Annotated in this window: 22 protein-coding genes; 11 read left to right on the forward strand and 11 right to left on the reverse strand. The window is 64.3% G+C overall.

Annotated elements, in window-relative coordinates:
* The first annotated feature begins 5 nt into the window (after positions 1-5).
* The 3 genes from DESFRDRAFT_RS07010 to DESFRDRAFT_RS07020 all read left to right on the forward strand — a co-directional run bounded on the left by DESFRDRAFT_RS07010 (position 6) and on the right by DESFRDRAFT_RS07020 (position 3696).
* Entirely contained in the window at positions 6-440 is a 435-nt protein-coding gene (locus tag DESFRDRAFT_RS07010) for an acyl-CoA thioesterase (RefSeq protein ID WP_005992496.1), read from the forward strand.
* A gap of 31 nt (positions 441-471) precedes the next feature.
* Positions 472-1257 (forward strand): amidohydrolase family protein, encoded by a 786-nt coding sequence (locus DESFRDRAFT_RS07015; RefSeq protein ID WP_005992499.1) that lies wholly within the window; start codon positions 472-474, stop codon positions 1255-1257.
* Positions 1258-1359: 102 nt separating this feature from the next.
* Entirely contained in the window at positions 1360-3696 is a 2337-nt protein-coding gene (locus DESFRDRAFT_RS07020) for a bacteriohemerythrin (RefSeq protein WP_005992501.1), read from the forward strand.
* A 202-nt stretch (positions 3697-3898) separates the two neighbouring features.
* On the opposite strand, the gene DESFRDRAFT_RS07025 is transcribed toward DESFRDRAFT_RS07020, so the two are convergent.
* Entirely contained in the window at positions 3899-5680 is a 1782-nt protein-coding gene (locus tag DESFRDRAFT_RS07025) for a methyl-accepting chemotaxis protein (protein ID WP_005992503.1), read from the reverse strand.
* A 119-nt stretch (positions 5681-5799) separates the two neighbouring features.
* Between DESFRDRAFT_RS07025 and DESFRDRAFT_RS07030 the strand changes: the two genes are divergently transcribed.
* The 3 genes from DESFRDRAFT_RS07030 (at position 5800) to DESFRDRAFT_RS07040 (ending at position 7828) form a co-directional block, all read left to right on the forward strand.
* Complete coding sequence (locus DESFRDRAFT_RS07030) at positions 5800-6663, forward strand: alpha/beta fold hydrolase (protein ID WP_043794139.1); 864 nt, start codon at positions 5800-5802, stop codon at positions 6661-6663.
* Positions 6664-6747: 84 nt separating this feature from the next.
* Entirely contained in the window at positions 6748-7299 is a 552-nt protein-coding gene (gene amrA, locus DESFRDRAFT_RS07035) for an AmmeMemoRadiSam system protein A (RefSeq protein ID WP_005992508.1), read from the forward strand.
* Between the two features lie 283 nt (positions 7300-7582).
* Positions 7583-7828 carry a hypothetical protein gene (locus DESFRDRAFT_RS07040; RefSeq protein WP_005992510.1) on the forward strand — a complete coding sequence of 82 codons (246 nt, stop codon included), beginning with the start codon at positions 7583-7585 and terminating at the stop codon, positions 7826-7828.
* Between the two features lie 77 nt (positions 7829-7905).
* Here DESFRDRAFT_RS07040 and DESFRDRAFT_RS07045 read toward each other — a convergent pair whose 3' ends face one another.
* The 8 genes from DESFRDRAFT_RS07045 to DESFRDRAFT_RS07080 all read right to left on the reverse strand — a co-directional run bounded on the left by DESFRDRAFT_RS07045 (position 7906) and on the right by DESFRDRAFT_RS07080 (position 17799).
* Positions 7906-8691 carry a tRNA1(Val) (adenine(37)-N6)-methyltransferase gene (locus tag DESFRDRAFT_RS07045; RefSeq protein WP_005992511.1) on the reverse strand — a complete coding sequence of 262 codons (786 nt, stop codon included), beginning with the start codon at positions 8689-8691 and terminating at the stop codon, positions 7906-7908.
* Positions 8692-9359: 668 nt separating this feature from the next.
* Positions 9360-10082, reverse strand: a complete 723-nt coding sequence (locus tag DESFRDRAFT_RS07050; protein ID WP_005992512.1) for a TerC family protein — start codon at positions 10080-10082, stop codon at positions 9360-9362.
* Positions 10083-10126: 44 nt separating this feature from the next.
* Entirely contained in the window at positions 10127-11668 is a 1542-nt protein-coding gene (gene murJ, locus DESFRDRAFT_RS07055) for a murein biosynthesis integral membrane protein MurJ (protein ID WP_005992513.1), read from the reverse strand.
* Between the two features lie 12 nt (positions 11669-11680).
* On the reverse strand, positions 11681-12526 hold the full coding sequence (mutM, locus tag DESFRDRAFT_RS07060; RefSeq protein WP_005992514.1) for a bifunctional DNA-formamidopyrimidine glycosylase/DNA-(apurinic or apyrimidinic site) lyase: 846 nt from the start codon (positions 12524-12526) through the stop codon (positions 11681-11683).
* A gap of 4 nt (positions 12527-12530) precedes the next feature.
* On the reverse strand, positions 12531-13751 hold the full coding sequence (locus tag DESFRDRAFT_RS07065) for a ChaN family lipoprotein (RefSeq protein ID WP_233489576.1): 1221 nt from the start codon (positions 13749-13751) through the stop codon (positions 12531-12533).
* Positions 13752-13900: 149 nt separating this feature from the next.
* The gene (locus DESFRDRAFT_RS07070) at positions 13901-15166 is read right to left on the reverse strand and encodes a phenylacetate--CoA ligase family protein (RefSeq protein ID WP_005992516.1); all 1266 of its coding nucleotides are present in this window, start codon (positions 15164-15166) and stop codon (positions 13901-13903) included.
* Positions 15167-15223: 57 nt separating this feature from the next.
* Positions 15224-16873: an ATP-binding protein gene (locus DESFRDRAFT_RS07075; protein ID WP_005992517.1), complete on the reverse strand. Its 1650-nt coding sequence runs from the start codon at positions 16871-16873 to the stop codon at positions 15224-15226.
* Between the two features lie 32 nt (positions 16874-16905).
* A complete protein-coding gene (locus DESFRDRAFT_RS07080; RefSeq protein WP_005992518.1) occupies positions 16906-17799 on the reverse strand; it encodes a tRNA (adenine-N1)-methyltransferase in 894 nt (297 codons plus the stop codon).
* A gap of 34 nt (positions 17800-17833) precedes the next feature.
* Here DESFRDRAFT_RS07080 and DESFRDRAFT_RS07085 point away from each other — a divergent pair, with 34 nt between their 5' ends.
* From DESFRDRAFT_RS07085 to DESFRDRAFT_RS07105, 5 genes are all read left to right on the forward strand, one after another.
* Positions 17834-18868 carry a radical SAM protein gene (locus tag DESFRDRAFT_RS07085; protein ID WP_005992520.1) on the forward strand — a complete coding sequence of 345 codons (1035 nt, stop codon included), beginning with the start codon at positions 17834-17836 and terminating at the stop codon, positions 18866-18868.
* Positions 18869-18921: 53 nt separating this feature from the next.
* On the forward strand, positions 18922-20382 hold the full coding sequence (locus DESFRDRAFT_RS07090) for an Rne/Rng family ribonuclease (RefSeq protein ID WP_005992522.1): 1461 nt from the start codon (positions 18922-18924) through the stop codon (positions 20380-20382).
* A 4-nt stretch (positions 20383-20386) separates the two neighbouring features.
* Positions 20387-20947 carry an epoxyqueuosine reductase QueH gene (locus tag DESFRDRAFT_RS07095; protein WP_005992524.1) on the forward strand — a complete coding sequence of 187 codons (561 nt, stop codon included), beginning with the start codon at positions 20387-20389 and terminating at the stop codon, positions 20945-20947.
* Positions 20948-21296: 349 nt separating this feature from the next.
* A complete protein-coding gene (gene cbiB, locus DESFRDRAFT_RS07100) occupies positions 21297-22214 on the forward strand; it encodes an adenosylcobinamide-phosphate synthase CbiB (RefSeq protein ID WP_005992526.1) in 918 nt (305 codons plus the stop codon).
* Between the two features lie 168 nt (positions 22215-22382).
* A complete protein-coding gene (locus DESFRDRAFT_RS07105) occupies positions 22383-22589 on the forward strand; it encodes a cold shock domain-containing protein (protein WP_005992527.1) in 207 nt (68 codons plus the stop codon).
* 75 nt (positions 22590-22664) lie between these two features.
* Here the strand turns inward: DESFRDRAFT_RS07105 and proC are convergent, their stop codons facing one another.
* Together proC and ndk are read right to left on the reverse strand one after the other, a co-directional pair.
* Positions 22665-23465, reverse strand: coding sequence for a pyrroline-5-carboxylate reductase (proC, locus tag DESFRDRAFT_RS07110; RefSeq protein ID WP_005992528.1), 801 nt, complete (start codon positions 23463-23465; stop codon positions 22665-22667).
* Positions 23466-23469: 4 nt separating this feature from the next.
* A complete protein-coding gene (gene ndk / locus DESFRDRAFT_RS07115) occupies positions 23470-23886 on the reverse strand; it encodes a nucleoside-diphosphate kinase (protein ID WP_005992529.1) in 417 nt (138 codons plus the stop codon).
* Positions 23887-23969 lie beyond the last annotated feature (83 nt).

Genomic DNA, 23969 nt, shown 5'->3' on the forward strand with positions numbered 1-23969 from the left:
ACATCATGGCCCCCATCGTAAAACCCGAGGATTTTCCCTCCCCCGACTCCCGGCTGGAGCTGACCGTCTCCTACGGGGAAACGGACCGGATGGGTTATGCCTATTACGGGCATTATCCCCATTGGTTCGAGCGGGGCAGGGGGCATTTCATCAAGGAGCGCGGCATGAGCTACGGCGAGGTCGAGACGCGCGGGGTATGGCTGCCCGTGCGCGATCTTGCCGTTCGCTACCTGCGTCCGGCCCATTACGACGACGTGGTCACGGTGCGCACCGCCATCGCCGCCTGGGGCCGGGCCTCGGTCACCTTCGTCTACCAGGTTTTCGGTCCGCCGGACGCCTCGATTCTCCTGGCCGCCGGCGAGACTCTGCACGCCTGCACCACGCCCGAGGGGCGGCCCATGGCCGTTCCGGGGTGGCTGCGCGGGCTTTTTTCCGTCTAACCCCTTTTTCTCCCTTTGTTGCGGCATCATCATGTTCATCGACATCCACACGCACGCCTATCATCCCAAGATATCGGACAAGGTTCTGGCCCAGCTCGAGGACCACTACGGCATCAAACCCGTCGGCACGGGGCAGATTGACGACCTGATCGCCCGGGCCAAAAAAGCCGGTCTGGAAAAGGTGGTGGTCCACAACGCGGCCACGGCCGCGGCCCAGGTCGTCCCGGCCAACAACTGGGCCATCCGCATCCACCGGGAGAACCCAGAGGTGCTTTCCTTCGGCACCCTGCACCCGGACTACCCGGACTTCGAGCGCGAACTGGACAGGCTTGAGCGAAACGGCATCAAGGGCATCAAGTTTCACGCCGATTTCCAGGGCTTCCGCCTGGACGATCATCGGCTGTGGCCGATTTTCGAGGCTCTTTCCGGTCGTTTCATGGTCATGCTCCACGTGGGCGACAACCTGCCGCCCGATGAGAACAACTCCTCCCCGGACAAAGTGGCGGCCATTGTTCGCGATTTTCCGGGGCTTACGGTCATCGCCGCCCACCTGGGAGGGTATCTCCACTGGCAGTACGTTCTGGAGCATCTCCTCGGCAAGGACGTCTACATCGATACCTCGAGTTCCCTGTCCTTTATCGACGACGACACCCTGCATCGCATCTTTGATGGCCACCCCCGCGAACGTATTCTTTTCGGCAGCGATTACCCGCTTTTTGATCCCGGCGACGAGATCGGTCTGCTGCGCCGCCGCCTGTCCCTTCGCGATGCGGAGCTCGAGAGCTTGCTTTCGGCCGCAACCGCACTTTTCCGATAACCAAAATGTCCATTGACTTTCGCCCGGGCCTCATGCTGGAAGGGCGGGGGCCGGGCGGTTTTGCAAGATTTCACCGCGCGCCCGGGTCCAAGGAGCCCTTCCATGAGTATTCGTCTGCAAGTTCTCTGCTCCCTCGCTATCATGTTCCTTTTGAGCTGCGTGATGTTCGCCGCGACCTGGAGCCTGACCGCTTCCCAAAAGGCGGACGGTCTGGTCATCAGCCTGGCCGGCCGGCAGCGCATGCAGGTCCAGAAAATCGCCAAGGACGCCCTGACCTACGCCCATAACGCCAAATCCGGGCGCGCCGATGCCTCCCTGGCCGCCGCTGTGCGCAAGCGCCTCGTCACCTTCGCCGACATTCAGAAGCTGCTCATTGCCGGCGGCGACTACAACGACGGCAAGGGTTTCCATATCCCCACGGCCGATCAGGAAACGGCCGCCCTGCTCATGGCTACAGCAACGCATTTCAAGCCCTTCGTGACGGAAGTGGAAACCATGCTGTCCAGGCCGGACAGCGCCACGGCCGACAGGCTGGCGGCCGCGGCGGAAAATGTGGTGACGGCCCAGGACAAGGCCGTGGACCAGCTGGAAGCCGAAACCGAGGGCAACGTCACAACCCTGATGACCATCCAGGCCAGCGGCATGGCTCTTGGCGCGGTGGTCTTCGTGACCGTGCTGATGCTTTTGGGCCGCAACCTGAGCGCGCCGCTGACAAGGTTGCGGGAATATGCCGCCGCCGTGGCCCGTGGCGACCTCAAGGCCCGCGCCGCCGGGAATTATCCATCGGAATTGGCCGAATTGCGTGAATCCCTCTCCCGCATGGTGGCCGCCCTTGAAGCCAACATGACCGAGGCCCGGGAGAAAGGCCTCCAGGCCGAACGCCATGCCGCCGAGGCCGAGACCGCCCTGGCCACCACCCGGGAACAGGAAGCCCAAACCAACGAGCTGCTTTCCCGCATGAACGAGGCCGCGGCCAAGGCCGTGACCGTATCCGAATCCGTCATGGACGAATCGGCGAGCCTGCTCGAACAAGCCCACCACGTGGCCGGCGGCGCCCAGCACCAGCGTGACCGCATGATCGAGACGGCCACGGCCATGGAGGAGATGAACGCCACCGTGCTCGAGGTGGCCCGCAACGCCTCCGCCGCCGCCGCCAGCGCCGACGAGGCCAAGGGCAAGGCGCTCACCGGGGCCGAGGGCGTGCGCTCCGCCGTCGATTCCATCGAAACCATCCGCCAACGCATCCTGGAGCTCAAGGAATCCATGACCCGCCTTGGCCAGCAGGCCGACAGCATCGGGCATATCATGAACGTCATTTCCGACATCGCCGACCAGACCAACCTGCTGGCCTTAAACGCCGCCATCGAAGCGGCAAGGGCCGGCGACGCCGGGCGCGGCTTCGCGGTCGTGGCCGACGAGGTGCGAAAGCTGGCCGAAAAGACCATGACCGCCACCAAGGAAGTGGGCGAGGCCGTGGCCTCCATCCAGGGCCAGGCCCGCGAGAACATCAGCGCCGTGGAAACAGCCGCCCAGGGCATCGAGGAGAGCACGAACGCCGCCGCCGCCTCGGGTCGTTTCATGGACGAGATCGTGGGCATCGTCGACGCCACCGCCGCGCAAGTCGCCTCCATCGCCACGGCCTCGGAGGAGCAGTCCGCGACCTCCGAAGAGATCAACCGGGCCGTGGAAGAGGTCAACCGCATCGCGGGTGAAACCGCCGACGGCATGGAAACCGCCACCGCCGCGCTTTCCGCGCTTTCCGCCCTGTCCGGCGAACTCGACGACGTCATTCGCCGCATGACCGGCGATACGACGGCGTCCCGCCCGAGAAAGACCGTGGCGCCGCGCGCCGTGGCCGCGAGGGCCAAGATGCCGTCCCTGCCGTCGAGCCGTCCCGCCGCCAAGTCGTTGCCCGCTCCCCGGCGTCCGGTCGCGGCCAAGGCCCTTCCCCATGCGCCGGCCAAACCCGCGCCTAAAGCCGCGTCCACGCATCCCGCTCCCGCCCATGCCGCGCCGTCCAAATCCGCCAGCGACGCCATCCTCATCTGGGACCAATCTCTGGCCGTCGGCATCCAGGAAATCGACAGCCAGCACCAGAAGCTGGTGCGGATGATCTGCGACCTGCACGAGGCCATGCGCGCCGGAAAGGGCAAGGGGCAGGTGGAAAGCATCCTGCGCGAACTCGAGGAATACGCGGTGGAGCATTTCGGTTTCGAGGAAAAGCTCATGGAGCAGTACAAGTACCCGGGCTACCTCAACCACCGCAAGGAGCACGAGAAGTTCGTGGATAAGGTTATCGCCTTCGGCAATGACTTCCGGGCCAACAAGGTGGCGCTGACCAACGAGGTCATGGACTTCCTGAAAAACTGGCTCGTCGGCCACATCAAGGGCACCGACCAGAAGTACAGTTCGTTCTTCAACGAACGCGGCGTTCGTTGAGCTTTTGAGAGGTGAGGAAGATGCGAGAGGGGGACCCTTTTTGAAAAAAGGGTCCCCCTCTCGCGCTCTCCCCTCCTAAAAATTTTTCACGTTGACAGGCGCTCTCATGGTAACGCTCTGTAACCGTTGAAAGTCTTTGGAAGGGGGTCTGGGGGATAACCTTTCTTCAGAAAGGTTTCCCCCAGTTCTCCTTTCAAAAGGATTATACGCTCGGGAGGGCGGCGGAATCTTCGCGCCGTAGTCCGTCGATCAGCGCGGCGAGCTGGGCCGCCGATTGAGACAGCCGGTCTAGTTCCTCCCGGGCGTCGTCCATGCCCTGGGCGGTCTCCTCGGATACGAGGCTGATGTCGGCCAGGGCCCGGTTGATCTCGTCCGAGGCGGCGGATTGCTGCTGCGAGGCTTCGGCGATCTGGCGGATCTCTTCGGTGGTGGACTCCGTCATGTCCACGATATGGCGCAGGGCGGCCCCGGATTTTTCGGCAAGTTCCGTGGTGGCGGCCACAGCCTCCACGGCCGTGTCCATTCCGGACACGTTTTCCCGAACGCCGTCGTTTATGGCCGTGACCACGGCGGCCACCTCGCCGGTTGCCTGCATGGTCTTTTCGGCCAGCTTTCGCACCTCGTCGGCCACGACCGCGAAGCCGCGTCCGGCGTCGCCGGCCCTTGCCGCCTCGATGGCGGCGTTTAAGGCCAGCAGGTTGGTCTGGTCGGCGATGTCGGAAATGACGCTCATGATGGCGGTGATGCCCTTGGCCCGCTCGCCCAGTCCGTCGAGGCTGGCCTTGAGTCCGAGGGAAAGCTCCCGGACCCGTGCGATGGAGCTGGAGACCTCCTCGGTGGCGCTCAGCCCTTGTGTCGCCCCTTCCCGGGCGGCCTGGGCGCTCTCCGAGGCCCGTTCGGCGTTTTGGGCCACGGCGAGCACGGTGGCGTTGAGTTCTTCCATGGCCGTGGCCGTCTCGGTGGTACGGTCGTACTGGCGCTGGGTCCCGCCCGAAACCTGGGCGACGCGGTCGGTCAGGGCGTTGCCGGCCCGGGCCACGACATCGGCCAGGTCTTCCAAGCGTTCGGCCGCTTCGGCCATGCCGGCGAGGCGCGCCGTTTCGGCCTGCCCCATGGCTTTCTCGGCCGCGAGCCGGCTGCGCTCGGCTTCGGCGCTTTTGTCTTCGGCCGCGGCTTTGCCGGCCGCGACCTCCTCGAATGAGGCGCGCAGTTTTTTAGCCATTTCGGCCATGGCCGACATGACCCCGCAGTTGTCGCCGTTTCTGGCGCAGGCGGCTTGGACGTTGTCGAAGTGTCCGGCAGCCACTTCCCGTGCCAGGGCGGCCACTTCCTCGGGCTCGGCTCCGAGCTGTCTCCCGATGCTTCGGGAAACCAGCCAGGCCGTGACCACGCCGATGCCAAGCGACAGGGCGAGCAGGGCGTATTGCAGGGTCAGGTCCGTGCCCAGGGAGGCGACCACGGCGGAAACCTGGTCATCGGCCATTTTGAACTGCCGTTCCTTGAGCGGATTGATGCGCTTGGCCAAAGCCTCCGTGCGCGCGTCGAAGTCCTCCATCAGCGCGTTGCCGGCCTCGCGGCCCTGGCTGATATAGGCCTTGGCCATGCGGATGCCGACATCGTTCATTGCCTCGAAGTCCTTGGCGATGGCCTCGATTTCCGTACGCAGGGCCGCATCGTTTTTTTGGCGCGCCGCTTCCTTGAATTTGGCCACGCCGTTTCGAAATATGTCCGCCGACTCCTTGGCCTCCGCGAAGCCGTCCTCGCTGCCGGTCGCCGAAACATCGGTGAGGAGCTGTTGCACGTTCACGGCCATAAACTGCATTTTGGCCGCTTCGTCGGCCAGGGGAAGGCTTTCGGTGCGGATGTTGGCCGCGCGTTCCTTCACGGCGCTCATGGACAGGGTCATGACCAGCGTTCCGGTGGTCATGGCCGCAAGCACAAGTCCGAAGCCGAGCCCCAATCGGGCCGCAATGGTGAATTTCATAAGGTTCCGTCCGCCTGTCGCAGTGTTGTAGCCACCAGCCAGGATCGCCACGGGGACGACTGGCGTGACTTCAAGATTCCCGCTAGGATTACATGTGCTGGAGGGGGATGGTCAAGGTTATGGGAAAATTCTTTGCCTCGGAGCAACGCGGCGACATGGGGATACGCGAGGTCCTCGCGCCGACGGACGACGCCCCGGTTTACGCCCGGGTTCGGATCATTGTCGGCCGGGCTCCGGCCGTGGTCTGTCTGCACGGCCTTGGCGACTCCCATTTGGCTTTCGAGGAAGCCTTCGAAACGCGCTATTTGGCCGGGGCCAGCCTCATTGTCCCGGACATGGCCGGCCACGGGGCCAGCCCCGCCGCCAGGGACTATTCCATGGAGGCCGCTACGGGCCGGGTCCGGGCCGTGCTCAGGCACCTCACGTCCCAATACGGCCTGCGTCCGAGCCCGCTGTTTCTGGTCGGGCATTCCGTGGGCGGCATTCCGGCCATCTACTACTGTCGCGATGCCGCGCCGGGCGAGGTGGCCCACCTGATCCTGGCCGAGGCCTCGGTCACGCGTTTCGGCTCGTTCGTCACCGCCCATGCCGAGGCGGCGAGGCTCTCCGGCCGTTTCGACGAATGGTACGACACGTTTCGGGAGCAGGTGATTTTTCGCGATTACCTCGGCCGGTTTCCCTTTTGCCGGCATTACTATGCCTCACTACGCTTCTGCCGCCGGGAGGCCTTTGCCGGCACCGTGCTGGCCGTGCGCCGGGAAGCCAAATCCCTGCCCGGGAAATGGAGCCATGCCGCCGGAGCGGCCCTGGCCGGGCTGCAACTGCCTGTCACCTATGCCTACGGCCGGGATCTTGCGCCGGAGACCCTGACTTTTTTGCAACAGCACGACATCCGCCTGCGCCCGTTTCCCACGGATTGCCATTTTCTCATGCAGGCCGCGGCCGGGGAATTTTACGCCCTGCTCGGGGAATGTTGTCTTTAGGCATGCGATGGTCCTTCTTGCCCCTTTCGGCGACAGGGCGCACAAGGGAACGGACAGACAAGCCGTTGCCGGAGGAGGAAAGCCATGGACGCGTTTCATTTCGCCTTGACCGGGGAAGAGAAGGATTACCTCAAGAATTGCGTCAAGCTGCGTATCGCCGCGCGGCTGGCCGGCAAGGCCGCCGCGGTGCCGCAGCCGCCGACGGACAAGCTGCGTGAAGCTTACGGCGCGTTCGTCACGCTCAATTTGCGCGGCCGGCTTCGGGGCTGTATCGGCCATATCATCGGCGACCGTCCGCTTTTTACGACCATCGCCGACATGGCCGAGGCGGCGGCCTTCGAGGACCCGCGTTTCCCGCCGCTTTCCCCTGAGGAATTCGAGGCCGTCACCGTGGAGATATCGGTCCTAAGCCCCCTGACGCCTTGCCCGGACCCGAATCTGGTGGAAGTGGGCCGCCATGGGCTGCTTATGCGCCGGGGCGGACGTTCGGGGCTGCTTTTGCCCCAGGTGCCGGTTGAATGGGGCTGGGACCGGGAGACGTTTCTGTGCCAGACTTGCAGCAAGGCCGGTATGGAACCCGGCTGCTGGAAAGACCCGGCCACCCAGATTTTCTGGTTCGAAGCCGAAGTCTTTTAAAGAGCCTGGGGAACCCCTTGTCTTGCCAAAGGGTTCCCCCCCCGCGCTCTTTTTTCCGAACACACGCTCCATCGCATCGTCGAGTTGCCGAAATATGGGCAGAGTGTCGATCCGCTCCGTCAAGAACGTTGGCACGGGCAGGTCGTCGATGTCTCGTTGTCCGTTATCTTATTGAATTTAAATATGATATATGATGAGTCATGCTTGGCATGATTCTGGCTGGGTGAGGGCGGTGTTGCAATAACGCCGCCTGCCGGGCGGTCAAGCGCAAGGAGGACTCGCCATGAAACGCATGCTGTGCATTGCCGGCGCGACGCTGCTCGGAGCGGTTGTGTACGTCAGCGATCCGCCCACGCTCCCGGCCTTGGAGATGGCTGCCGACGCCGCGACCGTGGAAGGCTCGCGGAATCAGAGCATGGTGGTGCGGCTTGCGGAAGCGGGCTTGGTCTGGCGGCGCGAACAGCCGGTAGTGCTTGGCGAGGATACCCCCGACCCCGAACCGGAGAAACTTTTCCGAGGGAAGAAATAGGCGGTTGTCCGGAGGCGACAGCGGGAAACCGGATTCGTGTCCGGCGGGAAAGGGAGGGAGGACCCTTTCCCCCGCCGTTACTCCGCGGCAGCGGCGAAGGTTCCGGGGGAGGCGTTGCAGGCCAGAAAGGGACAGAAACGCAGGGCCTGTCGCGACAAGCGCGTTTCCGCTCCCTCGCCTTCATAGAGGGCCAGGGGCGGGTCCAGACGCAGGCCGGGCCGGCCGTTTTTACGGGCCAGGACGAGCATCTGTTTGGCCGGGGCGTCCCGGCGCGGCGAGATGGGGAGAATGTGTTTGATTTCCAGGTTGCGGGCCGCAAGGCTCCTCACGACATGGGCCAGCCGTTCGGCCAGATGGACGCAGGCGAAGCGCCCCGCGTTGACCAGGGCGTACGCGGCAGCGTCGACGAATGCCTCCAGGCCGCCGTCCACCTCGAACCGGGCCGTTTCGCGATCCGCGGAAGGGGGCCGGCGGCCCGAATCGGGATGGCGGTACGGCGGATTGGCTACCACCAGATCCATGGATTCGGCGGACACGATGTCCGGCCGGTCGCGCAGGTCCCGCATGTCGAGAAGCCGTGCCGCGAACCGGTCGCCAAAACCTAGGGCCTGGGCGTTGGCATTGGCCGCCGCGATCATCTCCGGGGCCTTGTCCAGGCCGAGCACCAGGCGTTGGCTGTCTTCGCCGGAAAGCAGCATGCCCAGACCCACCGGACCGCAGCCGGTGCCGCAGTCGAGCACGCGCCGGCCGGGGAGGCTGGCGGCGAAGCAGGCCAGCAGCAGCGCGTCCGTGCCGAAGCGAAATCCGTTCGGCGGCTGGACCAGACCGCGCGGAAAGTGTTGCCGGGCCGATTCCCGCGTCATGATCCGGAGCCTCTTGACGCGTCTCCGCTTCGATGCAAAATACGCCAGGAGCTGTTCGGGAGATGAGGCATGCATGCGGATATGTTCATCTTGTTAACCAAATACGGCAAAAGGCAAGCCCGGGAGCCTTCGCTGGCTATTGAGGCGGCGGAGCCGGGAATCGTGGAAAAACGCTTGCCGTTTCCGTATAGGGCAAGTACGTTTGAAACTACTACCGGTGACAGGAGGGCTCCATGAGGTCAAACATGCGATTGGCCGTGGTGGTGTGCATCCTCATTGGCGCCAGTTTTGTTTTGGGGGACATGAATGCATTCGCGCAATGCCCGCCCGGAACGCACTGGTCCAACCGTTATTGGCAATGCGTGCGCAATAGGAGGCCACCGCCTCCCCCCGCACCATGTCCGCCCGGAACGCACTGGTCCGGTCGTTATGGGCAGTGCGTACGCAACAGAAGACAGCCGCCTCCGCCGCCACCGCCTGTGCGGGGGTGCAACAGGAGCTATCAGAATTGCCTGATGGTCTGTGGCGGTGTCCCGGCATGCGTTCAAAACTGCAATATTGGATATAACGCCTGTCGGCAACAACGCCGTGGCTGGTAGCGTTTTTTTAGCCACATAGCCTAACCGCATAGAAATCTTCTTTATAACCGTCCGTAAGGCGAAAGCGCCTTACGGACGGTTTTGTTTGGCTTCCGCCTTGCGCGCCCGCATGTTGAGCAGCTCCACCAGCAGTGAAAAAGCCATGGCGAAATAGATGTAGCCCCGGTCTATGGGCCGGCCCAGTCCCTCGGCCACAAGGAATACGCCGATAAGGATCAGAAACGACAGGGCCAGCATCTGCACCGTGGGGTGCCGGGCCACGAAATGGCTGACCGGATCGGCGAAGCGCATCATGACCAGGACCGCCGCGATCACCGCCGCCGCCATGACGACGATTTCCCCGGACATGCCCACGGCGGTGATGACCGAATCCAGCGAAAAAACAATGTCCAGCAGGGCGATCTGGGTCACGGTGGGCCAGAACGTCCGGACCCTTTTCACGTGGAGTTCCCCGTCAGGTTCCGGTTCGATTTTCTCATGAATCTCGAAGGTCGATTTGGCGATGAGGAAAAGCCCGCCCGCCAAAAGCACGATGTCGCGGCCCGTGACCGTATGGCCGAGCACGGAAAAAAGCGGCGCGGTGAGCCCCATGATCCAGGTGATGCCGAAAAGCAGCAGCAGGCGGGTGCCCATGGCCAGAAGCAGGCCGATCTTGCGCGCCTTGGTCTGGATGGCTTCGGGCAGCGCGTTGCTGATGATGGCGATAAAGACGATGTTGTCGATGCCGAGAATGATCTCGAGGGCGGCCAGCGTCAGGAAGGCGATCAGGTTTTCCACAGTGAAAAGCGCCATGTACGGTCCTCCTTATCGCCTTGAGAGCCTGAAAACGCGCTTGCTTAAGCCCGGATCTTGCGCCGCAGCCGGCGGCGCGCGAAATCCGTCAGCAGCCGGGCTTCCTCGACCCGCAGCAGCGAGGCGAGCCCCATGTAGGCCACGGCCCAGACGAGGATGAGCGCCAGGGCCAGAAGCGGCCAGCCGGCCGTGGTGTACGCTCCAAGTCCCACGCCGCAGCTTAAGAGCGCCCCGATGACGGTCGTGCGTCCGGGCCGAAACCAGGAGCCGCCCAGGCGCTTGCGTAAAATGACGCCAAGGACCGCCACGTTGACCCAGGACGAGATGGACGTGGCCAGGGCCAGTCCGACATGGGCCGTCGGGCCCATGAGGGCCAGGCCGGCGATGACGTAGACCACCAGACATACGGCGGCGGTGATGGCCGGGGTGCGGGTGTCGGTCAGGGCGAAGTAGGCGGAGTAGAGCGGCCGCACGCAGGCGAAGGCGGGCAGGCCCACGCCGTAGGCCACGAGCGCCGCCGCTGTGGCGGACACGGCATGGGGCCCGAAGGCGCCCCGGCCGAAGAGGATGTGCACCATGGGCTCGGCCAGGGCGATGAGTCCGGCCGCCGCCGGAAGGCAGATGAAAAGGGTCAGCCGCAACGAGGCGTTGAGCGTTTCCGTGAATTCCCCGGTTTGGCCGCTCGAGGCCAGCTTGGACAGGCTCGGCAGCGCCACCGTGCCCACGGCCACGCCGAAAACGCCCAGGGGAAACTGCACCAGCCGGTCGGCGTAGTAGAGGTAGGAGATGCTGCCGGTGGGGAGATAGGAGGCGAGCAGGGTGCCGATCACGATGTTGAGTTGGTAGACCGCCGCGCCGAAGGCTGTTGGCAGCATGAGCAGGCCCATGCGGATCACGCCTTTATCCTTGAGCGACCAGGGGCCGCGCCAGGAAAAGCCGTACTTGCGCATTTGCGGCTGCTGCATGAGCACCTGGCCGAATCCGCCGACGACCACGGCCCAGGCCAGCGTATGCGGCACGTTGAGCCCGAAAAGCCAGGCCACGCCCGCGCCGAGGATGATGATGGTATTGAGTTCCGAGGTGGCCAGCGCCGGGGCCAGGAAGTGGCCGAAGGAATTGAGCACGCCCATGCACAAGGCCACGGCCGAGATCTCGATGATGTAGGGGAAGACGATGCGTGTAAGCTCCACCGTCAGGTCGAAAAGGGCCGGATCATCGGCAAAGCCCGGGGTGATGAGATGCGTGAGCGGCCTGGCGAAGAGGATGGCGAGCGTGGTCAGCACGCCGAGAATGATGAGCAGCCAGACCATGGCCGCGCGCGGCATGGCAAAGGCCCGCTCGTCGCCTACCTCCTCGCGCAGCCGGGTGAAGACAGGGACGAAGGCCATGGTCATGGAACCTTCGGCGAAAAGCCGGCGCATCATGTTGGGGAGCCGGTAGGCCACGTAGAAGGCGTCGGCGGAGACGCCGGCCCCGAGCACGTAGGCCAGGATCATGTCGCGGAAAAAACCCAGGATGCGGGAGAGGAGCGTCGCGCCGCCGACGATGGAGGCGTCCTTGGCGATCTGTCTGACATGCTGCGGCATGACTTCCCTTACTTATTTTTGGCAGGTGGGGCAAAACGTGGAGGTGCGCCCGGCGACCTTGACCGCGACGAGTTTCGTGCCGCAATCCGGGCAAGGCTCGCCGGCCTTGCCGTAGACGGCGAACTCGTTTTGGAAGCCGCCCTCCACTCCATCGGGCGTGCGGTAATCGCGGATGGTGCTGCCGCCGGCGGCGATGGCCCGGGCGATGACGGCCTGGATCGCGGCCAGCAGCTTTTCGGCCCGGCTTGGGGAGATGTCCCCGGCCCGGGTTTCGGGATGGATGCCGGCGGCGTGAAGCGACTCGTCGGCGTAGATGTTGCCGATGCCGGCAATGACCGTCTGGTCGAGGAGCACCGCCTTGATGCGCGTGGATCGCCTGGACAGGGCGGTTGTGAAGGCCTCTGGCGTCATGTCCCAGGGCTCGGGACCGAGAGAGGCGTAAAAATCCCAGGCGGCGAGTCCCTCGGGCGAGAACAGCCGGGCCGTGCCGAAACGGCGCAGGTCCGAAAACACCAGGGCCTGGCCGTCATTGAGGTCGACCAGCAGCCGGGCCCGCTCCGGAACGGGGGCGTCCGCCGAAGCGATATGAAACCGTCCGGTCATCTTGAGGTGAAAAGCGAGCACGGCGGCCGCGTCGCCGGCGACTTCAGGCCTTGGGCCCAGGCGCACCAGCAACAGCTTGGCCCGGCGGTCCACGGTCGTGATCGGCCGGCCGACAAGATTTTTGGCAAAGGCCGCCTTGGTCCGGGGGCCGGCCAGGACCTTGGGGTCGGGCACGACAAGCCCCGTGACGGCGCGGCCCGTAAGCCCCGGGGCCAGGGCGCGGGCAATGGTTTCCACCTCGGGCAGTTCGGGCATGGGCTTACTTCTTGGCGGCGGCGGGCATCTTCAGGGGGATGGCGATGTCGATGGTCTCGCCGGCCCGAGAGACGGTGAGCGTGAGCGGCTTTCCGGCCGCAATCGCTTCCATGGCGGCGGTGTGGAGCACGGAGAGCGCGGTCGCTTCGTGGCCCCCGGCGGCGGTGACGGCGTCGCCCGGCAAAAGGCCGGCCTTGGCGGCGGGGGAACCGGGAGCGATGGCGGTCACGAGCAGCGGCGCGGGCTTTTCACCGGCGGCCGGCTCCTCCCGTGACAGCGTCATGCCGAGCCGGCTGCGGTGCACGGCCGGGCAGGAAAAAAAAGTCTGGGCGAGGTCGGCTTCTGGCTTTTCGCCGCCGCGCCAGGGCATGACGGTTGCGATCGTGGCCCCGGGATCGAGTTCGGCCAGGCGGCGGGCAATGCCCCAGCCGCGCTCCACATGGCCGCCGCCGGCGATGATAACCACCGGCCGCTTGCTTGCGGCATGGGCGTACAGGGCCCGGGAGGCCATCTGCGTGTCCCAAAGCGACTGGACGGTTATGAAATCGGCGAAGCGGTCGCGGCCGTCGGTTTTTTTCTTGCCGGCCTTGATCATTTTTTCGAGCCTGGCGGCGTGTTCGTCGTAAACCGCGCGCAGTTCCTGCACCTGGGCCGGGTCGGGAGGCACAATGGTTCCGGGCAAGGCGGCCCGTTCGCTCGGGGTGAGGTTGTCCAGGCCCTTTTGGCCGACTTTGCGGGCCAGTCCCCGGGGGGCGTTCAAGGCGAAGACCGGCAGGCGGTATTGCCGGGCGGCCGCGAAAATCGGTTCGTAGAGCGCGAAATCGTAGCCCCAGGTCTTTTTCCAATCGAGGGCCCGGGGCAGGTCGGCCACGGCCAGCTTTCCGGCGCTGAAGGCATCGAGGACGGGCTGGGTCTCGACGGGCAGCATTTCCAGGCCGATGGCCGGACGCACGCCGGCGGCGACGAGGCGGCGAATGAGCTCCGCCTGGGCCAGGTGATCGCAGGGATTGGGATGCTCCTCGCCGGCCAGGATGTAATCGGCCGAGAGAAATGTGGCCGTAAACTCCCGGGGTGAAAGCGGCGCGCCCAAGGCGCCGACCAGGGTCTCCGGAGCGACATGGCCCGGGGCCATGGGAACCGGGACGTTTTTTCCGGCGCAGCCGGCCAGGAGGAGTGAAGAGAAGAGGAAAAAGACAGGAAGATGCGAGAGGGGAAACCCCTTCAAAAGGGTTCTCCCCTCTCGCGTTCTCCCCTTCCTAAAGTTTATGGCGGTGAGGGTAGTTATGCGTAACATCCCATTACTATTGAAAGTCATTGAAAAGGGGGTCCGGGGGAAAACTTTTCTTCAGAAAAGTTTTCCCCCGGTTTTTTTCCCTAATCCCACTTGCGCTTGTCCTCGATGGGCCGGATCTGCGGCGGCAGGGTGCCGGGCGCGACGACGGTCAGCGACGGACGCAGTTTGATCTTTTCCCGGAACTTGTGAAGCAGGTCTTCTTCGCGCTTGAAGTTGGAAGCCTCGACGATGAGGTTCATTTCGTCGATGCCGCCAGGGTTGGTGACCTCGATCTGCCAGCGCTTGATTTCCTCGAACCGGGTGATGACCTGTTCGACCTGGTGCGGGTAGACGAACATGCCCTTGATGCGGGCGGTGGTGTCCACGCGGCCGACGATGGAACCCAGGCGCGGCGAGGTGCGGCCGCAGGGGCAGGGGGCGCGCTCGATGTAGGACAGGTCGCCGGTGGCCAGGCGAATGAGCGGATAGGTCTTGTTGAAGGCCGTGACCACGATCTCGCCCACCTCGCCGTCCTTGAGCGGAATGCCGGTGTCGGGGTGGCAGATCTCGACAAAGGCGCGGTTGGCGATGTGCAGGCCCGTCTTGTGGAAGCATTCGTAGCCCACGCAGCCGACGTCGGCCGTGCCGTAGCCCTGGCGCATGATGATGTCGAACTTCTTTTCCAGGTTGGAGCGCAGCTTCTCGGAAAACTTCTCGCCCGTGACGAAGGCCACTTCCAGGTAGAGGTCCTTGCGCAGGTTGAGGCCCATCTCCTCGCCCTTCTGGGCCAGGTGCATGAGGTAGCTCGGCGTGCCCACGTAGCCTGTGGCGCGCAGTTTCTGCATGATCTCGAGCTGGGTGGTGGAGTTGCCCGGACCAGCCGGCACCACGGCGCAACCGAGGTTTTTCAGCGGTTCCTCGAACATGAGCCCGGCCGGGGTCAGGTGGTAGTTGAAGGTGACCTGGACGAGGTCGCCGGAACGGAAGCCGCTGGCGTAGAAGCCCTCGGTCCAGCCCCAGTAGTCGTCCTCGCGATCCTCGGGGTCGAAGATGGGGCCCGGGGACAGGAAGATGCGGCGCAGCTCGCCCATGTCCTTGGTGAGAAGCCCGCCCAGGCGGGGCCCCATGGACTGGAGGAAGATGAGCTCTTTTTTCTTGAGAATGGGGATGTGCTTGAGGTCCGAGAGGGTCTTGAACTTTGACGCCTGGAACTGGGCGCGGTCAAAACGTTTCTTGACGTCCTCGGAATAACGGTAGGCGTACGAAAGCAGGTCCTTGATCTGGATCTGGTAGTATTGCCGGCGTTCGGATTCGTCGAGCACTTCCCGGCGGGAATAGATGCCCTCGGTACGGTCCTTTCGGGTCATGACAGATCTCCTTATGAAGGCGAAATCCCGAGGCGGGAAAAAGGAAGGCTTTATAGCCTAGGCGGCTGGAGATTTCAAGCGATCCGTTCCACGGCATCCCGGCATGGCGCGTTCCACGACGGCAAGCAGGCTTTGGCGGGTCACGGGCTTGGTTATGGCGTCGGTGAGGCCGGCCTCGAGACAGCTTTGGAGGGCGGCGACAGCGGCCTGGGCGGACAGGCCGATGATGGGGATGTCGTCCGGCACGCCCTCGATTTCCCCGGAACGGATGCGCGCCATGCATTCCACTCCGGCTTGGCCCGCCATCTGGATGTCCAGGAGGATTATGTCCACCGTGCGGGTGGGCAGGATCTCCCGCAGCCTGGCGATGCTGTCGGCCAAGAGCACGAGATAGCCGCGATCCTCGAGGATGCGGCGCACGAGGAGCTGGCTTACGGGCTCGTTTTCGACATAGGCGATGACCGCGCCCTGGCAACGCAGGGGCGGCTGGGGGGGGAGGCCGGCGTCGGTCGAGTCCCGGTACGGCTCGGGGTGGCGGAAAACGGCCGTGAAGGAAAAGGCGCTTCCCTGGCCGGGCACGCTGCGAAGCCGCATGGCCCCGCCCATTTTTTCCACGATCTCCTTGGAGATGGACAGGCCGAGCCCTGTGGCGCCGTAGCGTTTGCTCAGAAAATTTTCCGCGATGGCGAAACGTTCGAAAATGATGCGTTGCTTGTCCGGGGGGATGCCGATGCCGGTGTCGACCACGGTGAACTGCAAGGTGGAGCTTTCCCCGTCGGTCGCCGTGGACTGGCGGGAGATATGGACCGCCACCGAACCGTCGTTCGTGAACTTCACGGCGTTGCCGATGATGTTGAGCAGCACTTGCCGCAGCCGGGCCACGTCGCCGACCAGGACTTCCGGGACGTCGGCGTCCACCACGACCGTGAACGTCAGACCGCGTCGCGACGCATCCTCGTCGCAGGCTTCGAGGAGGTCGGCCAGGCCCCGGCGCAATTCGAAAGGTTCCTCGGCCAGTTCCAGCCGGCCCATGGAGATGTTGGTCATCTCCAGCAGGTCGTTGACCACGCCGAGCAGTTGGTTGGAGGCGTCCATGGCCAGCTCCAGAAACTGGCGCTGCCTGGGTCCCATATCGCTCTGGAGCAGGAGGCTCAGCATCCCCATGATGCCGTTTAGGGGCGTGCGCAGTTCGTGGCTCATATTGGCCAGAAACGTCTGCTTGGCCGCGCCGGCCTTGGCGGCCGAACCAATGAACGAAGCGAATTCCCTGTAAAACGCCTTGAGCGTCGCGTGGCGGTCGGCCGGCACGCAGGGGACCTGGGCCAAGGCGGCGTCGGCGGCGGTGGAACGCCCGCGCAGGCTCTCCCGGTCCGCGGCATGCAGGAAATACGGCCCCATGGTGAGCACGCCCGTACGCTCGTCGCTCAGGGGCACGGCGAACCGCCGCACCGTCATCCCGAGGGGACAGGCAGAGGCGGGTTGCCCGCCGTCCAAGGGAATTCGCTCCGGGTGCAGCAGCAGGGGACAGGCTCCGCGCTCGGCGAACTCCCGATGCAGGATGGCATGGGCTTCCTGGCCGGGATCGGGCCAGACGGGGATGTCGGCCGCCGATTGGACGGCCACGGGGATGCCAAGCAACGATGACAGAGGATCGAGCAGGCGTTTGATGGACTGGGGCGGCTCGGCGCGGAGCACAATAGGGGGCATGGTATGTGTCTTAGCTGTTGGCACCGCCGAGGTCAATCGTCAGCGACGGTTTCAGTGGTTGCCGCGTCCTGCGGGTCGGGCGTCCAGCCCTCCGGCACGGCCGGCAGCGGCTGGGGGCGTTTGTAGGCCTCGCGGCCGCCATGGCGCGCGAAGACCAGGAACCCCGTGTGGGCCACCATGCGGTCCTCGGGCCGCAGCCTGTCGGGGACGGGCTTGTAATGGCGCACAAGGATTTCGAGGACCTCGACGTCATCGAACGGGGAATGTTCCAGGGCGCGCAGGAGATCGCTGATCTGGTTGGTCGTGGGCAGTAAAAAGCCCACCGGCGCGCCCGGGCATACCACCTCGGCGGCGGCGTCAAGATAGTCCCATGGCGTGCGTACGTCGAGAAAAAGCGCGTCCGCTCCCGAAGGATCGGTCAGCGGATTGCCGGGAATGTGACTTTCCGGGTAAAATCCGGTGCTGATGTCGTGACGAAACCGGCTGACACGGTCGGAAAGGCCCACGGCTTCGAGGTTTTCGCCGGAAAGTTCGTAGAATTCCGGACGCCGCTCGAAGGTGTAGACCCGGCCCGTCTCGCCCACGAGCCAGGCCAGGGCCAGCGTCAGGCCGCCGGAGCCGCTGCCGGCCTCGATGACGCGCACCCCCGGCCCGATGCCCAATTTGAGCAGGACATAGCCGATCTCCTTGGGGTACATGATCTGGGTGGAGCGTTTGACGCCCTTGACCAGATCGTAGGTCGACGGGCGCAGGATGCGAAACTGGTGGCCGAGGTGGGTCGTGACCGCGCCGCCGCAGCCCGCGGCCTCCACATCCGAAAACCGGATCATGCCTTCCTGGGTGTGCAGGATCATATCCGGCGTAAAACGCTTCAGATATCGCTTGCCCTTGGGAGAGACCAGAAGTATCAAATCGCCTTGTTTCACGGTATGCTCCATATGCCGTAAGAGTCGATGGCCCTTGTCCACGCCCGGGGCTGCCCTGTCAAGATGCCTGCGACGCGACAAGGAGGATCGCGCCACGAACGCACATCGCTTTATTTTCGGCCCGGTCCGCTCGGGCCGCCTCGGATTGTCGCTGGGGTTGGACCTGCTTGGCGCAAGAATTTGCACCTTCGACTGCCTCTATTGCGAGGTGGGGCCGACGGATGCCTTGACCGTCGCCCGCAAGCCCTACGTCCCGGCCGAACATCTTTTGGCGGAACTGGCGTCCGTCAAGGCGGCCGGTTGCGGCCCCCTCGACGCCGTCACCCTCGGCGGACTCGGCGAACCGACGCTCAATACCGACTGCGCCGCGATCATCGCCGGGGCCAAGGAACTTTTCCCGGACGTGCCCGTCGCCGTGCTCACCAACTCGAGCCTGCTGTCCGACCCGCAGGTGCGCCGCGACATCGCCGGGGCCGACATTGTGTTGCCTTCCATGGATACGCTGGTCGCGGCCGAGTATCGCCGCGTCAACCGTCCCCATCCGTCCATGGACCTTGCCGCCATCCGCCGGGGCCTGCTTGATTTCCGCGCCGGGTTCGCCGGTCGGTTGTACCTGGAAATCCTGCTCCTGGCCGGCGGGAACGATTCGGAAGAAAATCTGGAACTTTTGCGCGCGTTTTGCCGGGAGCTGGCCCCGGACCGGGTGGATGTGGTCACCATGTCCCGCCCGGGGGCCCATTTGGGCGCCGCGCCCGTCGTGCCCGAAGTCCTGGCCCGTTTCCGCCAGGCGCTCGGCGTCGCGGCCCCTTCGTCGGCCGAGGACGCGTCCGAAGGGCATGGGCCGGCCGCTTTGCGCGCCCGCGTTCCTGCCGCCGGGCGGACGGACGATCTCACGGCCCGCATCGCCGCGTCCGTCACCCGGCGTCCTCAGACGGCGAAGGGCATAAGCCTCGCCCTGGGACGGACGCTTGACGCCGTGCAGGCCGCCCTCGACGCCCTGGAGCGTGACGGGACGGTGCGCCGGGAGAGCGCGGGCGGGGAAATTTTTTACTCCGGCCAGGCCGGATAATACCAAATTTCGCCCCGGCGGAGCGTCCGCCGGCGGCAGGGAGTTTTCATTCAATGAGCAGAGGAAAGAAACGTAAACAGAAGATGTTCATCAGCGTGCTGCCCGGCGAACAGGTCGAGGTGGCCGTGGCCGAGGACGGCCTGCTGTTGGAATATTACGTCGAGATGGTGCACCAGGCCAAGACCCGGGGGCACATCTACAAGGGCCGCATCCACAACATCGATCCGGCCTTGCAGGCGGCGTTCATCAATTACGGGGCTGAGCGCAACGGCTTTTTGCAGATCGACGAGGTGCACCCCGAATACTACCAGATCGTCCATGCCGGGGAGCGCCGCCCCAAGTATCCGCCCATCCAGAAGGCGCTGAAAAAAAACCAGGAGCTGCTCGTCCAGGTGGTCAAGGAGCCGACCGGCCACAAGGGCGCGTTTCTGACCACTTACCTGTCCCTGCCGGGCCGGTATTTCGTGCTGACCCCCGGACGCGAACAGCGCGGCGTCTCCCGCAAGATCGAGGACGAGGCCGAACGCAAGCGGCTCAAGGAAGCCATTTCCGGGCTCAAGCTGGAAGAGGGGCTCGGCATCATCGTGCGCACCGCCGCTCTGTCCCAGTCCAAGACCGCCCTCGAACGCGACCTGTCCTACTTGAAGCGCCTGTGGAAGGAAGTGCGCCAGCGCGGCACCACGGCCGAGACGCCGAGCCTGATCTACCAGGAGCTGGACCTGTCTTCCCGGGCCGTGCGCGACTACCTTACCGACGAGGTGGGCGAAATCTGGGTGGACGAGCCGGAAACCGCCGGCCGGGTGGCGGAGATGTCCTCCCTGATCTATCCGCGCCGTCCGAGCATCGTCAAACAGCACACCGACATGGACGTGCCGCTTTGGGACCGCTTCAACCTGCGCAAGCAGATCGAGCAGCTCTACGGCCGCGAGGTGACCCTGCCGAGCGGCGGGGTGCTGGCCTTCGACCATGCCGAGGCCCTGACCGCCGTGGACATCAACTCCGGCAAGATCGGCGGCGAATCGAATTTCCGCGAAATGGCGCTCAAGACCAATGTCGAGGCGGCCGAGGAAGTGGCCCGCCAGCTGCGCCTTCGCGACATCGGCGGCCAGGTCGTCATCGACTTCATCGAGATGAAGGACCGCAAGCACGTGGCCGAGGTGGAAAAGACCCTGCGCGCGGCCTTCAAAAGCGACCGGGCCCGCACCGACGTCGGCCGCATCTCCCGTTTCGGGCTGCTCGAAATCGTGCGCCAGCGCCTGGGGTCCTCGGCGCTTTCCATCACCTCCGAGACCTGTCCCTGCTGCAAGGGCTCGGGCCAGCGGCGCAACCACGAATGGCAGGCGTTGACCGTGCTCAAGGACATCTACCGCCAGCTGCGCAAGGACTCCGGCCAGGAAACCGTTACGGCCAAGGTCTCCGAGGAACTGGCTTTGTACCTGCTCAATTACAAGCGGGCGCGGCTTTCGGCCATGGAAGAGGAATTCAAGAAAAAGATCGTCGTCACCGCCATCTGAAGCCATGTCCGAACGCCTGTTGCTGCATATCTGCTGCGGGCCTTGCGCCATTGCGCCCATCTTGCGCCTGCGCGAGGCCGGACTGCGCGTGGTGGGGCTTTTTTACAACCCCAACATCCAGCCCGTGATGGAATACCTGCGCCGTCGCGACGCCCTGGCCCAGGTGGCGGCCAAGCTTGGCGTGGACGTGCTCTACGACGACTACGACCCGCTGCCGCATCTGCGCCGGTCGACCGCCGATCCCGATGCGCGCTGCCGGCCCTGCTGGGACGAGCGTTTGGCCCGCGCGGCCGAAACAGCCCGGCGCTTGGGGTGCGACGCGTACTCTTCCTCGTTACTCTACAGCAAATATCAGGACCACGGCCTGCTGCGCGCCCTGGGCGAGGCGCAGGCCACAAGCCACGGCGTCCCGTTTTACTACCGAGACTTCCGCGTCGATTGGGACGAAGGCGTGGCCCTGTCCAAGGAATGGGGCATCTACCGTCAGCCGTACTGCGGCTGCGTCCTGAGCGAATTCGACCGCTTTTCCAAAAAACTGCGTCGCCCGCCTGTGGTGGGTGAGTAGTTTTTTTGCCTCCGGCGGCCTGGGGGAAACTTTTTGGAAAAAGTTTCCCCCAGGACCCCCTTCAAAAATTTTCAATAGGGAATCCGGATCGTCGCCGGGGACGTCTTGGGATGCTCTTTCACTGGAGAGGGCATGGAATTGTTGTTTGTCGCAGGGCGTTGGTTCGTACTGACGGGTTGGGATTGCTGTTGGAGGTGGGGCGTGCGGTCAGGGGCGACAGGGGGCAGGGCGGTCAGTCAAGCGCATTTTTCCGCCGACATATCGTCAGAAGCATCACATAGCGACAAAGCGTTGTCCCGCCCATCCGCCCGCGGGCCGGCCAAATGAATACTTCTTACGGGAATCCTGCATGCATATTGAAACGTGGATGATTGTCCTGGCCGTGGGGCTGGATCTGGCCTTGGCCGATCCGTTGTGGCTGCCGCATCCGGTGCGGGCCATTGGCGCGGCCTATGCGGTTCTGGACGCCCTGGCCGACCGGCTGGGCCTGCGTAACCGCTTTTTCGGGGCCTGTTGCGTGGCCCTTGTCGCCGGGACAAGCGGCGGGATCGTCTGGCTGCTCGGCCGAATACCGGGCATAGGGGCCGTTTGCGGCCTGTACTTCGCCTATGCCGGCTTGGCCCTGGGCGGGCTTTTGCGCGAGGGGCGCAAGGGGGCGGCGCTGCTTGAAAATGGGCAGGTGGAAGCGGCCCGGACGGTCGTTGCCGGGCTGGTCAGCCGGGACGTGACCGCGCTCGATGCGGCCGGACTGTGGCGGGCGCTGGCCGAGACCGTGGCCGAAAACGCCAACGATGCGTTCGTCGCGCCGTTTTTTTGGCTGGCCGTGGCCGGACTGCCCGGACTTTGGGCATACAAGGCCGTAAGCACCGCCGACTCCATGTGGGGCTACCGCACGCCTCGGTACCGCGACCTGGGCTGGTTCGGGGCCAGGGCCGACGATGCGCTGGCGTGGTTGCCGGCCAGGATTGCGGCCGTTGGCATGTGGATTGCAGCTAAGATTTTGGGCATGGGCAAAGCAGTGCGCTTCGGCGATGTCGTTGCCGATGCCCGAAAAAGCGCTAGCCCGAATGCAGGCTGGCCCATGGCGGCCGCGGCGTGGCTGTGCGGCGCATCCATGGGAGGACCATCCGTGTATTTTGGCCGCTTGGTGCAAAAGCCGGTCTTTGGCCCCACCGAAAGCCTTTGGGATGCGAGACGGTTTGCAATGTTGATGCGATTGGTATTGTTTGAAAGCGGAATTGTTGTCGTAGTAACTGTTTTATTGTAACAGTTGTTTCGTATAGAATGTTCTGCGTTGCGTTTTCTGCGCGTGTCCAGGATCCTGTTGGCGAATGCTGTGTTTTGAATTTTTACCAGGCGAGATAGTTTTTTTATTGACGCAAACAAATTTGTGGTGCTAGAAAATAAAGTACGACTTTTTGAGGAGGGCAGACTTATGGGATTTGAAGGTACCGTCAAGTGGTTCAGTGACAAGAAGGGTTATGGTTTCATCATGCGCGAGGGCGAGGACGACGTGTTTGTCCACTACTCGTCCATCGAGGGCGAAGGCTTTCGCACCTTGCGCGAAGGCGAACTTGTGCAATTCGACATCATTCAGGGCGAGCGGGGTCCCAAAGCCACGAATGTGGTGAAAAACGCCTAGTCGCGCATCCAATTCCACGAAAAAAGCCCCCGGCGCCGCATGGCGCCGGGGGCTTTTGATTTGGAGAAGGGCCGGTCAGGCGCCGAGGGCCTTGGAGCGGTCACGCGAGGCGGCCACGGCGTCGATGACCGCCGCCCGCACGGCCTTGCGGTCGAGGTGCATGAGCGCTTCGATGGTGGTGCCGGCCGGCGAGGTGACCATCTCGCGCAGTACGCTCGGATGAAGCCCGGATTCGGCGACCAGCTTGGCCGTGCCCTCGATGAGCCCGGAAACGATATCCGTGGCCTTGTCCCGGGGAAAGCCCACGAGCACCCCGGATTCGATGAGCGCCTCCATGAAATAGAGGACATAGGCCGGGCCGGAGCCGGCAAGGCCGGTGAAGGCGTCGAAGAGCTTTTCCTCGAGCACGTAGGTGCGGCCAAGCTTGTTGAAAAGCCCGTGGACGAAGGCCCGGTGCGCCTCGCCCAGCTTCGGGTCCTCCAGGCACAGGGCGAACTGGCCCGCGCCGACCAAGGCCGGGGTGTTGGGCATGATGCGCACCACCGGGCATTTGCCGGCCGTCAGTTCCCGAAGCCGGGCCATGGTCACGCCGGCGACGATGGAGCAGACCACCGTCTCGGGCTTGAGATGCGGCGTAAGAGCCTTCATGGCCGAGGCGAGGTACTGGGGTTTGACGCACAGGATCAGGTAATCGGCCCCCGCCGCCAGCGCCTCGGGGGTCGCGGCCGGCGCGGCCAGCTTCTTGTCGGCCAGCGCCTTCACCTTGGCCGGGTCCACGTCGTAGGCCAGGGCCGAGACGTCGGCAACGGCGACAAGGCCATTGATGATGGCCCCGCCCATATTCCCCGCGCCGAGAAAGCCGATGACGGCGGCCATGACCCTAACCCACCATTTCCAGGGCGCTGAAGAAGTAGGACGTTTCGAAAGCGGCGGTTTCCGGGGCGTCGGAGCCGTGGACGGAGTTCTTCTCGATGTCCAGGGCATAGGTCTTGCGGATGGTGCCTTCCTCGGCGTTGGCCGGGTTGGTGGCGCCCATGAGCTTGCGGTAGCGGGCGATGGCGTCGTCGCCCTCGAGGATGGAGACGACCACCGGGCCGGAGATCATGAAGTCCACCAGGCTGCCGAAGAACGGGCGTTCCTTGTGCACGGCGTAAAAACCCTCGGCCTCGGCTTTGGACAGCTGGATCATCTTCATGGCCACGACCTTAAGGCCCCCGTCCTGGATCATTTTGAGGATGGCTCCGGCCAGATTGCGGGAAACGGCGTCGGGCTTGATGATGGAAAGGGTACGCTCCATGGGTGTTGCTCCTTGCTTTTAATTGGAATGCCCGGTCTTGGTTGGATGGTGCCGTATCGTGACACGACCGGGCAGGGCGGACT

Origin of the sequence: Solidesulfovibrio fructosivorans JJ] (assembly GCF_000179555.1) — a bacterium.
GTDB classification, from domain to species: Bacteria; Desulfobacterota; Desulfovibrionia; order Desulfovibrionales; family Desulfovibrionaceae; genus Solidesulfovibrio; species Solidesulfovibrio fructosivorans.

What these genes read in the sequence shown, in the direction of transcription:
- DESFRDRAFT_RS07010 (WP_005992496.1), top strand. Translation starts at nt 6, where the DNA reads ATGGCCCCCATCGTAAAACCCGAGGATTTTCCCTCCCCCGACTCCCGG.
- DESFRDRAFT_RS07015 (WP_005992499.1), top strand. Translation starts at nt 472, where the DNA reads ATGTTCATCGACATCCACACGCACGCCTATCATCCCAAGATATCGGAC.
- DESFRDRAFT_RS07020 (WP_005992501.1), top strand. Translation starts at nt 1,360, where the DNA reads ATGAGTATTCGTCTGCAAGTTCTCTGCTCCCTCGCTATCATGTTCCTT.
- DESFRDRAFT_RS07025 (WP_005992503.1), bottom strand. Translation starts at nt 5,680, where the DNA reads ATGAAATTCACCATTGCGGCCCGATTGGGGCTCGGCTTCGGACTTGTG.
- DESFRDRAFT_RS07030 (WP_043794139.1), top strand. Translation starts at nt 5,800, where the DNA reads ATGGGAAAATTCTTTGCCTCGGAGCAACGCGGCGACATGGGGATACGC.
- amrA (WP_005992508.1), top strand. Translation starts at nt 6,748, where the DNA reads ATGGACGCGTTTCATTTCGCCTTGACCGGGGAAGAGAAGGATTACCTC.
- DESFRDRAFT_RS07040 (WP_005992510.1), top strand. Translation starts at nt 7,583, where the DNA reads ATGAAACGCATGCTGTGCATTGCCGGCGCGACGCTGCTCGGAGCGGTT.
- DESFRDRAFT_RS07045 (WP_005992511.1), bottom strand. Translation starts at nt 8,691, where the DNA reads ATGACGCGGGAATCGGCCCGGCAACACTTTCCGCGCGGTCTGGTCCAG.
- DESFRDRAFT_RS07050 (WP_005992512.1), bottom strand. Translation starts at nt 10,082, where the DNA reads ATGGCGCTTTTCACTGTGGAAAACCTGATCGCCTTCCTGACGCTGGCC.
- murJ (WP_005992513.1), bottom strand. Translation starts at nt 11,668, where the DNA reads ATGCCGCAGCATGTCAGACAGATCGCCAAGGACGCCTCCATCGTCGGC.
- mutM (WP_005992514.1), bottom strand. Translation starts at nt 12,526, where the DNA reads ATGCCCGAACTGCCCGAGGTGGAAACCATTGCCCGCGCCCTGGCCCCG.
- DESFRDRAFT_RS07070 (WP_005992516.1), bottom strand. Translation starts at nt 15,166, where the DNA reads ATGACCCGAAAGGACCGTACCGAGGGCATCTATTCCCGCCGGGAAGTG.
- DESFRDRAFT_RS07075 (WP_005992517.1), bottom strand. Translation starts at nt 16,873, where the DNA reads ATGCCCCCTATTGTGCTCCGCGCCGAGCCGCCCCAGTCCATCAAACGC.
- DESFRDRAFT_RS07090 (WP_005992522.1), top strand. Translation starts at nt 18,922, where the DNA reads ATGAGCAGAGGAAAGAAACGTAAACAGAAGATGTTCATCAGCGTGCTG.
- DESFRDRAFT_RS07095 (WP_005992524.1), top strand. Translation starts at nt 20,387, where the DNA reads ATGTCCGAACGCCTGTTGCTGCATATCTGCTGCGGGCCTTGCGCCATT.
- cbiB (WP_005992526.1), top strand. Translation starts at nt 21,297, where the DNA reads ATGCATATTGAAACGTGGATGATTGTCCTGGCCGTGGGGCTGGATCTG.
- DESFRDRAFT_RS07105 (WP_005992527.1), top strand. Translation starts at nt 22,383, where the DNA reads ATGGGATTTGAAGGTACCGTCAAGTGGTTCAGTGACAAGAAGGGTTAT.
- proC (WP_005992528.1), bottom strand. Translation starts at nt 23,465, where the DNA reads ATGGCCGCCGTCATCGGCTTTCTCGGCGCGGGGAATATGGGCGGGGCC.
- ndk (WP_005992529.1), bottom strand. Translation starts at nt 23,886, where the DNA reads ATGGAGCGTACCCTTTCCATCATCAAGCCCGACGCCGTTTCCCGCAAT.